This is a genomic window from Nocardia australiensis (genome assembly GCF_020733705.1).
GTDB lineage: Bacteria > Actinomycetota > Actinomycetes > Mycobacteriales > Mycobacteriaceae > Nocardia > Nocardia australiensis.
The window spans coordinates 3,108,926-3,121,805 of record NZ_JAJFZM010000001.1 but is presented as its reverse complement, the minus strand read 5'-3'; the positions used below and the strand labels follow the sequence as shown (position 1 = coordinate 3,121,805).

At 65.4% G+C, this 12,880-nt stretch carries 10 protein-coding genes; 4 read left to right on the top strand and 6 right to left on the bottom strand.

Annotated elements, in window-relative coordinates; translation table 11 throughout:
- Window positions 1-53: 53 nt before the first annotated feature.
- Window positions 54-1,220, top strand: coding sequence for an AraC family transcriptional regulator (locus tag LKE06_RS14150; protein ID WP_227999095.1), 1,167 nt, complete (start codon window positions 54-56; stop codon window positions 1,218-1,220).
- Here LKE06_RS14150 and LKE06_RS14145 read toward each other — a convergent pair whose 3' ends face one another.
- A complete protein-coding gene (locus LKE06_RS14145; protein WP_227999094.1) occupies window positions 1,221-1,844 on the bottom strand; it encodes a hypothetical protein in 624 nt (207 codons plus the stop codon).
- Window positions 1,845-1,891: 47 nt separating this feature from the next.
- Window positions 1,892-2,677: a GTP cyclohydrolase II gene (locus LKE06_RS14140; RefSeq protein WP_227999093.1), complete on the bottom strand. Its 786-nt coding sequence runs from the start codon at window positions 2,675-2,677 to the stop codon at window positions 1,892-1,894.
- A 198-nt stretch (window positions 2,678-2,875) separates the two neighbouring features.
- Between LKE06_RS14140 and LKE06_RS14135 the strand changes: the two genes are divergently transcribed.
- A complete protein-coding gene (locus LKE06_RS14135; RefSeq protein WP_227999092.1) occupies window positions 2,876-3,058 on the top strand; it encodes a hypothetical protein in 183 nt (60 codons plus the stop codon).
- Between the two features lie 50 nt (window positions 3,059-3,108).
- On the opposite strand, the gene LKE06_RS14130 is transcribed toward LKE06_RS14135, so the two are convergent.
- The 3 genes from LKE06_RS14130 to LKE06_RS14120 all read right to left on the bottom strand — a co-directional run bounded on the left by LKE06_RS14130 (window position 3,109) and on the right by LKE06_RS14120 (window position 7,598).
- Window positions 3,109-4,920, bottom strand: coding sequence for an acyl-CoA dehydrogenase family protein (locus LKE06_RS14130; protein WP_227999091.1), 1,812 nt, complete (start codon window positions 4,918-4,920; stop codon window positions 3,109-3,111).
- Between the two features lie 79 nt (window positions 4,921-4,999).
- Window positions 5,000-6,274 carry a cytochrome P450 family protein gene (locus LKE06_RS14125; RefSeq protein WP_227999090.1) on the bottom strand — a complete coding sequence of 425 codons (1,275 nt, stop codon included), beginning with the start codon at window positions 6,272-6,274 and terminating at the stop codon, window positions 5,000-5,002.
- 55 nt (window positions 6,275-6,329) lie between these two features.
- Window positions 6,330-7,598 carry a cytochrome P450 family protein gene (locus LKE06_RS14120; protein ID WP_227999089.1) on the bottom strand — a complete coding sequence of 423 codons (1,269 nt, stop codon included), beginning with the start codon at window positions 7,596-7,598 and terminating at the stop codon, window positions 6,330-6,332.
- Window positions 7,599-7,910: 312 nt separating this feature from the next.
- Between LKE06_RS14120 and LKE06_RS14115 the strand changes: the two genes are divergently transcribed.
- Together LKE06_RS14115 and LKE06_RS14110 are read left to right on the top strand one after the other, a co-directional pair.
- Window positions 7,911-10,781 (top strand): ATP-binding protein, encoded by a 2,871-nt coding sequence (locus tag LKE06_RS14115; RefSeq protein WP_227999088.1) that lies wholly within the window; start codon window positions 7,911-7,913, stop codon window positions 10,779-10,781.
- A gap of 3 nt (window positions 10,782-10,784) precedes the next feature.
- Window positions 10,785-12,104, top strand: a complete 1,320-nt coding sequence (locus tag LKE06_RS14110) for a hypothetical protein (protein ID WP_227999087.1) — start codon at window positions 10,785-10,787, stop codon at window positions 12,102-12,104.
- A 295-nt stretch (window positions 12,105-12,399) separates the two neighbouring features.
- Here the strand turns inward: LKE06_RS14110 and LKE06_RS14105 are convergent, their stop codons facing one another.
- Window positions 12,400-12,822, bottom strand: coding sequence for a tRNA-specific adenosine deaminase (locus tag LKE06_RS14105; protein ID WP_227999086.1), 423 nt, complete (start codon window positions 12,820-12,822; stop codon window positions 12,400-12,402).
- Between the last annotated feature and the right edge of the window lie 58 nt (window positions 12,823-12,880).

Here is a 12,880-nt window from a genome sequence, read left to right as displayed (position 1 = left end):
TCGACCGGAATTTTGCACAGAAGTGCCGGATATTCGCACGGCTGCGGAGGGCCGTGGACCTGCATCATCGAGGTGGCACGCTGGGGGAGCGACGGATTCTTGCACAGTTCGTGCCGATTCTTGTACGCGACGATCGCCCGGTGGACGCACCGTCGCGGGGCATGCAAACTGGAGGGTCGGTTCAAATATCGGAGGCCGAATCGACCTACTTTGAATCGCGTGGGGCCGCTACAGAAACAGGGGGCACAGTGACCGGCGACCGCTACACGGTGACCGGCGACCGCTACGAACTGCGGCAGGAGTCAACCCTTGAGATCCCAAGAGGCGACCGGACCGACTATTGGGCCGCGCGCGTCCAGGAAAACCAAGGCTCCGTCGGCTTGGGCTTCGACTTCGGAGATCCCTGCGACTTCAATGGGGAGACGCGGGTTCAACAGTCCGGCCACGACGTGCTCATCGAGTTCGCGTCCACCATGATCAGCTACCGACGGACCAGACAGCACATCCGCTCCGACGACGACTGCAGCGGTCGGCTCCTGATCGTCCGCGAGGGCCGCATGACTCTGACACAAAACGACGACACCGCCGTGCTGAACCCCGGCGAGGTAGGTCTGTTCTCGATGGGTCGTGAACTGGGCATTGCCCACGAAAACGCCGCCCGTGCACTGCTTCTCAGCATTCCTGAAAGCACGCCCATCGCCTCAATGCTCACCGATCGAACACCCCCACTCAGGCTGGATCCGCAGCAACCTATGCTCGGAACGGCCGTCGGGATGGTCAAATCGCTCATCGACCACCGCGAGACGATGACGGCGCGAGACTTCACGCAGATCAATGCGCACCTGCGCCAAATCCTGGCGGGATCTCTCGATGACCGACAGGCATCTGCCCTATCAACGCTAGAGCGGCTGGCACAGGAGGTGTTGACCTACATCCAACTTCACTCTGATGATCCGACGGTGACTCCTGATTCGATTGCGGCACACTTCTGCTGCTCGTTGAGTCAGCTGCACAAGGCCCTGAGAACCGCCCGGACCACTCCCGCGAGGATGCTGCTCGACACCCGGCTGGACCGAGCGAAGCACCGACTCCGGATCAGCACCGACACCGTCAGTAAAATCGCCTTCGACTCCGGATTCGGCGCGGTCGGAACCTTTCGCGACAATTTCCGGCACCAGAACGAAATGCACCCGAGCGAATGGCGCAAGACCATTCATTGATCAGGGCCCGGCGTCCGCTTCCTGTCGAGAAATAGAGGTCAGTCGGGCGATGTCAGCGTGGTTGCCGTCGGGGTCGAGCGCTAGCGCTGCTGCCCAAGCCTGGGCTGCGGTGTTTTGGTCGAACAGTTCGATCCAGGCGTCCGTGGTGTCTGTGGTTTCCCGGGTGTTGGTGACCAAGGTGGGGAGTTCGTATTCGGACAGGTGGGGGTGGGTGACCGCAGTGTAGGTGTGCGCGCGGGCATCGAAAATGGTTGCTGTGCATAGAGTTTCGGTGTCGAGGCGTTCGTAGAGACGGGCGGTTCGCGCGGCGCGGACGACCTCGTGGGGGACGCCGCTGGTTGCGGCGTAGATGTCGCCGAGGTACGCCAGCCCGTACCCCCAGAGGTGGTGGCGGGGAAATCTGCGCAGGAGCACGTCGGCCGCATCGAGGATGGGGAACTGTTTGGTGGCGGGGTCGAGGGGGATCGCGGCCCAGGTCATGTCCGGTGTCTCGGGATGGCCGGGGGCGACGAATCCCCAGAAGTGGATGATGCCAGGGGTCGGGTCGGTGCTGCGCTTGGCCATCATGGTGGTGAGGATGGCGTCGATGGCGGCGGCGCCGGGTGGGTGTTGTGCTGTGGGCAAAGAAAACTCCCGAATCGAACGCAATGGACGGTGGTCGAGTAGCGGTTTCAGTGCCGCGAACGCTGTCGCCAGCTGTGGGGGAGGCGTGGGGTGTGGCGGGTGATCCACCCGCGCAGACTGTCGCGTGGTCGTTTCGCGGTCGTGGGGGTGTCTGGTGTGTCTGATGCCCAGTCTGTGGGGGCCCATGGTGCGGTGTCGGTGGGGATCCAGTGGTGTCTGTGGTGGCGTTTGGCTTCGAGGTAGGCGGCGGCGCGGGTGCTCAGTGGGCGGGTGCTCAGTGGGAGGACGGTGACGGTGAGGCCGGCGGTGCGGATGTCGTCGGCTTTGGCGGGGTTGTTGGTGAGTAGTTGTACCGATCGGAGTCCGAGTTGGAGGAGGCTTTGGGCGGCGTGGGTGTAGGTGCGTGCGTCTATGGGGTAGCCGAGTGTTTGGTAGCTGGTGAAGGTGTCGGTGCCGGATTGTTCGCTTTCGCGGTAGCCGCGTGCTTTGGCGACGAGTCCGGCGCCGCGGCTTTCTTGTTCGAGGTACACCAGGACTCCGGATCCGGCGGTTTGGATCATGTCCATGGCTTTGTCGAGTTCGGGTCCGCAGTCGCAGTCCTGGGAGCCGAGGGCGTCGCCGTAGAGGCATCGTGAATGGATTCGGACCAGAGCGTCGTCGGTGAGTTCACCGAAGATCAGGACGTGTCCGTATTCGGCGCCGCCGGCGACTTCCATGACACGAACCCGCAGCTCGAGCCCCTTGCGGGTGAACCGATGCGCGGTGTCATCGGAGCCGCCGGGATCCAGGCCTGTTTCCTCGAGACCGTGGTGCAGCGCAAGTCGGCTCGTCACGGCATTCGTGTCCCTTCCCCCGAGAGTGGGCGGGTCGGTCGGTAGGGGTTGTCGCGGGAGTCGGCCCCCGGTTCGACGGCACGGTCACCGGAGGGTCCTGGTTCCGACTGGTCCTCGACCGCTGGGCCGAGTCCGGTGGTGTCGGCTTCGTACCCGACCCGGTGGGTCGAGGTCGTGTAGAGGGTCAGGAGTTGGTGTATGGCAAGCGATCTCACAATCATCTCCGGGTTATTGGTAGTCGTCGTCGTGGGCATCGAGGTAGGCGACCGCGGCGACGAAGCGCACGCAACCCGATCCGTGTCCGCCGTGCTGTCTGCGGATGAAATCAGCCTCGTCGAAGGAGCCGAAGGAAGGTTCGGTCGCGCAGTCGGCGTGCCATGAACTCCACAGATCCCGATCGCGATCAACTCGGCGGGGCGGTGAGGAGAGGTTCATCGTTGGCCGGCGAAGCGGTCTGCGTCCCATCCGGACCGCTCGCTCCACGCCTGCAGATAGTCCGGGGCGAAAATCGGTGCCCCCGGCAGCTGCGGAATGTCGAAGGCCGCAGTGAAAGTGGTCAGGTTCTCGGCCAGGATGAGGCGGTGGCACCGCAGTTCGGTGTGTATCTCCCCGGCACGTCGGGCGGACTGGAGGTTGTGGGCGGTGTACCAGTTGCCGTGGGTATCGAGGTAGGTCAGCGCTACGACGGCGGCTGCGGCCCGGGCGAGGATAGCGGCGTCGGGGTCGGTGCAAGATTCCGCGGCGATGAGTGCGGCGGTGGCGGTCAGGCGGGCGCCGGTGGCGCGGGCCAGGTCGACCCGGGTGGAGTCGATACCCAATGCGGTGCCTTCGGGTTCGTACTCCGCGTCGGAGGGCTCGATGCCGGTGGCGGGGTAGAGGTCGGTGGCGAGGGTGTCACACCGGGTGATGATCATATCGAGCCACCAGGGCAGCGTGTCCGGGGTGCCGGGCAGTATCAGTGTGGCGAGGGCTTTGTGTGTCCGGCCTGCGGCCTTCTCGAGCACCTGGGTATCGCCCTCGGCGGTTTTGGAGTTGGCGGCGTTGGCGATCCAGTCGGGGTAATAGTTGCAGCGCAGATGCCCTTGCGCGCCGGTACGCGCGCTGCAAGTACGCAGTGCGTCCTCTGCGATGGTGGTGAGCAGGGGTTTGACCACCATCAACCACAGTGGCAGACGGGATTGCTGTTCAGGATCGGTGCTCAATTCACGGACCATGCGGCCCAACACGCTGCCCGCGTAGATGTGCGCGGCGGCGGTGACGAGGTCACGCTGCAAGGCGTCGCTGTCACCGTGGGGCCGCTGCCGACAGTAGTTTTCCAGACCGGCCGCTCCCCCACGGGCGGCGGCGATATTCGCGGTGGCCAGGTCCAGGCGGCCACCGTTCAGTGGCGTGATGGAGCGGTGGAACCGCTGCCGCTGCGGCAGCACCTCACATACGAACTCGCCATCGTCGGTGACCGTGGCCCACTCCCCCGCCAGCAGGCCATCACGGGGAACGAACAACGGGTCGGTGACCGCCCAGCCGTGGTCCATCGCGGCGCCGAGCTTGCTGGACACCTTTCCCACCGCGACGCCGTCGGCCAACCCCTCGGTGGTGCGCAGGCGGGTCAGGAACAAGAACACACCCTGGTCGCGGCCCTCGAAGATCAGACGCGCGGAGAATACGACGATCTTCGGCACTGTGGAGTCGGCGATGTTCGGCGGGAACTTCACCGACCCGAGTGTCGGGTTGGACAGCCAGTACCCGTCCGCGGCGGGGTCCCAGACCGCCAGGCACTGTTGATCGGCTCCGTTGGTGCCGCCGAGCTCGGTCAGCGCGAGGACACCGACAGCCGCGCCGCTGTCCAGCTCGGCCAGGCACTGCCGCTGATACGGTGCGCCGGTGCCGTGGGCGAGCAGCGCCCCGATTGCCAGGTCGTGATGCCCGGTCCACACGGTCAACAGGTGGGGTGCGGCGACCGCGGCCCAGTCCCCCAACGCGCCGCGAAGATGGGTGTCGGCGGCGATCTCGCGTGCTGGGATACCGACCTCGCCGATGACCGCGCGCAGCAGACTCGGGCCGATACCCGCCTCTTGCGCGTCGGTCAGATCGTCCTGCGGAACGTCCCCGAGGCGGAGAATGATCTCGCGGGCCTTGCGGTGTGTGGCCAGGTGCGGGCCGTAGATCGACTCACGCAAGGCCGTAACGGTCGCATCGTCACCCTGATATCCGATAGGGGTAATGAGGGCGGTCGTTGTTGTCATGGTGCGCAACTCATTTCCGTAGTGCTGAATAGGCTGAATAGGTAGGACGCGTCGGCGGGAGGTAGTACGCGCCTGTGTTTCACCGGTGGGTGATTGCTGAGGGGATGATCAGAGGCGGCGTGTGCGGGAAGGTGACGGGCACAGCCGCTGGTGCGCGGTGGAATGGGCCCGGCCGCCACCCCACCTCGCGGGCCGGTACCGCCAGCTCGGCTTCAGGGAAGGCGTCGAAGAATTGCGCGATGGCCTCGACAGCGATCTGTTTGGACATCTCGCGGGCCATGTCCGGGCAGGTGTGCGGGCCGCTGCCGTAGGCGAGGTGTGAGCGGTTGTCGGTCCAGCCCTTGTCACCGACGATGGCGGGGTCGGTGGTGCAGGCTGCCATGCTGACCAAGACGGGCTGGTTCGCGGGCAGCCACACCTTGTCGACGAGGGTGCGGGTGCGGGGGTAGCTGTTGCAGAGGTTGGCCAGCGGCGGGTCGTGGGCCAGGGTTTCTTCGACTGCGTCACGTACCGGTGGTGTGAAGTGGTCGTTGTCGTGGCGGTAGCGGGGATCGGTCAGCATCCGCCGCAGTGTGTTGGCGACGAGGTTGCGCACCGGCTCGATCCCGGCCGAGTAGATCGTGACCAGCTGGTGCATCCGCTCCTCGTCGCTCAGTCCCGGGCAGTGGTGAACCAGGCGCGAGGCGATATCGGCGCCCGGCGAGATGCGTTTCAGGTCGATCAGCTCGAACAACGCCGACGCCACCTCGATGTTCACGGTCTCGGTGTCGATGCCCTCGAACATCGCCGCGATCGCCCGCTGGAGCCGTTCACCGATATTCGGTGGGCAGCCCACGGTCTCGTTGAGCACCGTGAAAACGAGCGGGGTGATGTAGTGCTCGATAAGCTCGGCGCTACCGGTCTGGCAGAAGCTGTTGATCAACGGAGCCGCGACCCCGATGGTTCGCTCCCGCACGGCAAGCAGATCGACCACCATCAACGCCTTCTTCAGAGCATCGCGGTAAACGGCGTGCTCCCTACCGGCGCAGCGCAACGGATTGGGCCGCCATCCCAGCATCGGCAGCAGCGGATGACCCGCCGGGATGGTCTTCTGCCAGATCCGTGGATCGGCCGGGAAACGTTCGGGATCGTTGAGGATCCGCACCGCGGTGTGGTAGCTGAGCACCAACGTCGCGGGGATACCAGGAGCGAGCTCCACCGGAGCCAGAGTCCTCCCGTCCTGACGCATCCGCCCATACGCGGCGTAGGGGGCGATAGCAAATGCCGGGGTGTAGAGCTTGATTCGGGGACCAAGGTCTTCGATCGAGGGATACGAAGCGGCGGTGCCGCTTTCGGACCGCGGCAGGGAATACATAAGGTGCAACCTCACAACAGGTATGTCGGGTGTGCCGGTGACGGCGCAGGATTCACTACTGGTTGAGCGGTGGTGCCGGTGCGAAAGACACCGGTAGTGCCCTCAGGGCGCGGTGGAACGGTCCCGGAAACCAGGACAGCTGATCGGCGGATATCGCCAGCTGCATCACCGGCAGGGCATCGAGCAGCTGTTCGAGTGCCGCGGTAGCGATGAGCAGTGCGATATCGCTGGCCGGGCACGAGTGCACGCCAGCGCCCCACGCGAGATGGCAGCGGTTACCGAGCCGGTCAGCGGCCTGATGGACCGCAGGGTCGCGGTTGCACGCCGCGATGCTGATCACCACCGGCTGATGCGCCCCTACCCACCGCTTGCCCACGAGCCTCGGCGCGGTCGGATACCGCATACACCCATTGGCCACCGGCGGATCGAGGAACAATGCCTCCTCGACCTGCTCGCGGACCCCCATCCCGCCGCCGAGCACATCGCCGGTGAAACGCTGATCGGTGAGCAGCATCCCCAGCGTGTTCAGGATCAACGACGCGGTGGGCTCCGCCCCAGCGGTATAGAGCGCGGCGAGCTGGTGCACCACCTCGTCCTCGGTCAGACCGGTCGGCTGCTGAATCAACCACGTCGCCACGTCCTGGGCCGGTGCGGACTGCTTGTGCTTCACTACCTCGGCCAGCGCCGCTGTGACTAGGCCATATCCCTGTTGCGCCGCCGCGGGATCCGTCGCGGCCACGGACGCCGCCAGGCCCTGATAAACCTGTCGGCCCGCCTCGCCGGACGTCCCGACGAGCTGGTTGAACGCCGCGAACGTCAGCGGGACCGCGTATTCGGCGCGCAGATCGGCCCGCCCGCGACCGCAGAACGTATTGATCAGCGACACCGCGGTCCGCACGACCGTCGCCTGCAGAGCATGCTGAGACACCTGCGCGAGGGCCGCGCTTACGGCGCCGCGATACCGCTCATGGTCGGCTCGCGCGCTTCGCTGCGGGACGGGCCGCCATTCCGTCGCTGACCGCACCGGGCACTGCGCCGGCACCTGTTGCTGCCAAGCTCGAGGGTCGGCGGGGAAATTCTCTCGGTCGTGCAGGATCTTCAATGCTTCGGCGTGAGCGGTCACCAGCGTGCCTGGAGCACCGGGGGCCAAGTCCACCGGCACCAGCGACCCGAACTCCTGACGCGCCCGCTGGTAGAAGCCGTGGGGATCTGCCAGGTACTCACCGTCATAGAGCGGCAACGCGTGGCTGTCCGGCGCGACCGGTGACCCCTGGACAACCACCGGGTCCTGCGCCGGAGTCTCCGATGGACGGACAAATGACATGGTCACAGCACTCCAAGAGTTGTCGATCGGATACGCGTGACAGCGTCGGCACACGCCATGAACCAGCAGCTCGGCGCTATCCCGCTACAACGCCTTCGCCGGATCGCCCGGATCAGCTCACCGTCGCCGCTGCCGACCGTTTGTCGGCTGCCCTGACCTTGCCGCGACACCCTGTCGCATCTCGACACCCACGAAGTTCTCTTCTGAAACTTCTTGTCCCCGTACTGTCTCCTCTACATCTCCTCTACGATGTGGGCGACCGGCAGACGCAGGGAACCGGAAGGTCTGAAGGGGTAAAAGGGGGTGGCGGCGATGGTGTCTCGCCTCAAAACCGTGCTGCGCGAACGGCATTTACAGACACACAGCGCGTTCGGCCGCGAATACGACAGAGTTGCCGCGACGATCGACCCCGACCTCGTCGGCTCAGCCCCCAAACGAGCCCAGTTCCACCGCTGGCTGTCCGGCGAGGTAAAAGGACTGCCCTACCCGCATCACTGCCGGGTCCTGGAAAAGATGCTGCCAGGCCACACCGCCACCGAGCTCTTCGCACCCGACACCACCGACCAGCAGTGCGACGCGCCTGCCAAACATCCGGTCACCGCGGCATCGGTCGTGGGTCCAGGTCAGTCGAGCACACCCACGAAGCACGCCACGGCTTCGGAGACGGCTCCCTCGCTGCGTTCCGGCAGTCCCGCGCCTCCGGCATCCGGCGCCGGTCATCTTCCGCGGTTGATGCAGCTGCCTCCTGACACTCACGACTTCACAGGTCGTGATGAGCAGATCTCGCTATTGGTGTCGCAGCTGGCCGGAGGTCCGGGCCTAGCTGTTCCGATCGCTACCGTTGTTGGGTCGGCGGGAGTCGGCAAGACTGCTCTGGCCACGCATGTCGCGCACACGCTGGCCGACGTGTTTCCCGATGGTCAGCTCTATGTGAATCTCCATGGTGTCGAGTCGAATCCGCTCGCCCCGGGCGAGGTTCTGTCGGGATTCCTGCGTGCTCTCGGGATCGACGGGGCACAGGTACCGGAGGATCTGGACGAACGGGCGCGCTTGTTTCGTGCGTTGCTCGCTGACCGCCGGGTGCTTGTCGTGTTGGACAATGCCGCCGCTGAGAGCCAGCTGCGCCTTTTGCTTCCGGGTTCGTCCACCTGCGCGGTCCTTGTGACGAGCCGCTCCCCGCTGGCGGCCCTGTCCGGCTCGCAGACGTTGAATCTGGGTGTGCTCCCCAACAGTCAGGCGATCGCCCTCCTTGCTCGCCTGATCGGACCGGAGCGCGCCGAGGCCGAGCCGGGTGCGGTCGCCGATATCGCCCGGCTGTGTGGCTGTCTTCCGCTGGCACTTCGTATCGCGGGCGCGCGGCTGGTGTCACGGCCCGGGTGGATGGTGGCCTGGTTCGCTGACCGCCTGGCCGATGAGAGTCGGCGCCTGGATGTGCTCAAGGCCGGCGATCTCGAGGTTCGTGCTTCATTCGATCTCAGCTACCACGGCCGCAGCACGGACGAGCAACGGACGTTCGGGCTGTTGTCTTTGACTGCCGCCACATTTCCGGCCTGGAATGTCGCCACCTTGCTCGATATCGGTATCGCGGAGGCCGAAGCGCGCTTGGACGAGCTTGTCGATGCGCAACTCGTCGAACTCGCCGGCACCGATGTGAACGGCACCGTTCGGTATCGGTTGCACGATCTGATGCGCGACTTCGCCCGGGAGCGGGCCAACGCACAAGACACGCCAGGTGAACGTCGCGCAGCCGCAGAGCGCCTGGTTGATCGCTACCTGCAGTGCATGCGCATCGCATCGGCCGCGCTGCATCCCGGCGCGTACGAGTCAGGGGGTGATGACGTTTCGGCGGATACGCCCGCTCATCTCGCCCAGATGGATCCACGAGGCTGGTTCACTGCTGAGCGCGCAAATCTCCTGGCCGCCGTCGAGCTGGCCCATGCGCTCGAGCTGTGGGATTCCACCTGGCAACTGACAGAGACGCTGCCACCAATGTTCGACTGGCGTGCCGACTGGCAGGCATGGGACCGCACCCATGGGCTGGCGTTGCACGCCGCGCAGGAAGCGGGTAACGACCGCGCTGAGGCCGTTACCCGCCGTAGTCTCGGCGCCTTGTGTCGAGAACTCGGCCGCTACGACGACGCCTGCGGCATGCTCGGTCGAGCCGCCGAGATATTCCAGCGCCTTGAGGCACCGTCGGAGTGGGCCGTCACCCTGCGTCTTCTCGGCGATACTTTCCGGTACCAGGGTCGGCTGCGCGAGGCCATCGCCAATTTTTCCACCGCACTCGATGTCGCCGAGTCCGGTAGTGACATAAGAATCGCCGCCGGGATCCACAACGGAATCGCCGACGCCAGCCGCGGACTGTCCCGCTGGGGCGATGCACGGCGGCATTTCGATACGAGCCTGACGATGTACCGCAGTCTCGATGACCGACTCGAAGGAACCCGCACTCGCGTCCGCTACGGACTCATCCATCGCGACCGCTGGGACAACGACCGAGCGCTACGGGAATTCGAGTATGCCCTGCCCGTTTTCCGCGAGTTCGACGACCAGCGTTGGCAGGCACGCACCCTGCGCCATATCGCCGTTGTTCACCGCAACGAGGGCGATATCCCGCATGCCCTGACGCTGTTCGCCGAATGCCTCACCCGATTCGACCAGCTATCCGACCGGCGCGGTGTCGCCGTGACACTGCGTAACCGCGGAGACGCACACCGTCTCGCTGAGAAGCACGCCGAAGCCGCCACCGACCTCGCAGCAGCACACGACATCTTCCGATCTCTGGGAGACCAGCGATGGGTCGCCCGGACTCATCTCAGCCTCGCCGACCTCGACCGCCGAAACCAGCGGTGGGACGACGCCATCCACCGGGTCAAGACCGCCCTCGACACGTTCACAGCGATCGGCGACCGCCCCGGCGAAGGCCGCACACTGCGTCAACTCGGCCTAATCCACCGCGACACCGGAGACCTCGATGCCGCCACCGCCGCTCTGTCCGCTGCCGACGAGGTCTTCGCCGGTCTTCACGACGATGTGTGGATCGCCCGCGTGCAGGCCGGTCGCGCGCCCCTTGCCGAGACACGCGGCTCCGATCCAACCCCAGATCTGGTCGCGACGCGTACCACCTGCCAGCGGATCGGAATCACCGGACACAGGCTTACGCTCGTGTTGAAAGAATGGTGAGCGATGCCCGAGCCGACTCACACCCGCTACGAGAAAATCATCCACGACCACTCCCACCGCCCCGACGACGCCGCAGCGCTGCTGCACACCGCCGCCCGCACCGCCCGGATCGCGATACCGGCCGACACCGAACACGACCAGGTGATCCGCGACGTCGCAGCCGGAGTCGCCGCGCCCGCCCTCATCGGCGCCACCTGCTGGATGTTGTGTGAAGCCCGCCGTCGCGGGCTCGAACGACTGCGATTCCTGTCCCGCGACGGCCAGATCTTCTACGAGCTGGCCCGCCGACTCGCCCCGCTCGCCGACGTCGACCTCGGTATGGAATACGTCTACAGCAGTCGCATGACCTGGAGCCTGGCCGCCACCGACCCTCAGAGCCTCGACCGGACAGCATGGCTGTTCAACAGCTTCATGAAGTCCAACGCTGCCGACCTGTGCGCACGCCTGGGTCTGCCCACCGAAACCTACGCCCCACTGCTGCAGTCGGTTGGCGTCTCCCTCGCCGCCGACGCACGCGCCGACCAAGCCGACCAAGCCGACGCGATGCGCCGCTTCCTCACCCTGCCCGAGGTCACCGAGGCCGCCACCGCACGCATCGCAAACACTCGCGACCTGCTCATCGACTACGCCGCCGAACACAACCTGACCGACCCCCGCACCGGGCTCGTCGACGCCGGATGGACCGGCCGCATGATCGGCTCACTGCTCACCGCCTGCGAAACCACCGAATCGCGCCGACCGCACGTGCTGCTCTGGGGACATGAGCCCCGCTCGAGCGGCTGGACCGACCCCGACCGTGTCACCGCCTACATGTACAACACCGCCACTCAACAAGGTTTGGACGTGCGAGTGCCCGACGCACCGTTCGTGGTCGAAACCTTCTGTATGGGCGAACACGGCATCGTCACCGGCTACCAGCGAAACCCCTCCGGCGGCGTCGAATCCATCCTGCAATCAGCCAACAATCCCGCAGCCGAAGCCTGGGGATTGCGCACCTACCGATCCACCATCTACGCCGTCGCCGACGAGTTGACCGAGATCCCGACCGACAACCTACGGCCACTGATCCACCAACTCATGAACACCTTCTGGCGTCACCCGACAACGCCAGAAGCCAACGCCTGGGGCAGATACCCCTACGACAGCGACCCCGCCGGAACCGCAGTCCGCCCCCTGGCACGGCCCCTGGACCCAGACAACCCGACCCGCGGCGACCGCGCCTGGCTCTCCGGCGCACTCGCCTTGAGCAACCCAGAAACCCGTCACCGCTACCTGGAATCAGCCGAGGCAGGAGAAAACCACGGCGACCCTGCATCCGATTAGTTGAACGCGTGCACGGTTTGCGGGATACACCTGATTACCAGGGAAGAGCGTGCACCAGATCTGGCAGGCATCTCAGATCCTGCGTTCTGCGTGCCGGGGCCAGCAAAACGCTCGCGTCACTGGCTTGAGATCAGCGCCCTTTGACGACTGGTCACCGGGTTCAGACTGGCGGCGGACCCGATCCGGCTTGCTACTGCCGGCTTTTGGTCCTCGCATTTGCGATGCGAGCCTGATGCATCGATCCGTCACTCTTCCCGCGCGGGCCGTTCCACGATTCACGTCGAATCTTTACGGTTCAAAGGCCCAGTCTTATGTCGATGCGACGCTGTTCGGCCAAGTGTTGTTCGATTTTCAGGTAGTCGCCGATGAGGTCATCGGTTTTGGTGGTGAGTACTTCATAGACGACTTCGAGCCTGTGGTTGAGGCGCTGGTCGCGGACCAGGTCCCATTGTGAGCAGACGGCCCCGTGGTAGGGGTCCCAAGAGCCGATGACGAGGCGTTGCACCCGGGCGGCGATCAGCGCGCCGGTACCGACACATCCGACAGCGACATTGACCTCTTGGTTGTCCTCCCGGTTGTCCTCCCGAACGACCTCCCTGTCGAGGACGCTGTTCAGAGACGAGAGGCATTCACCCGCAACTACATTCGCCTCCACAACGCCTTCGAAAGGCCTCCTGACACACAATGGTATGCCACCGACCTCGACGCCGCGATCCACGGTGGCGCCTCTTCGTAAAGTTGGACAGCCTCAGCGGCCAGTTGTTCGGCTCCGACGA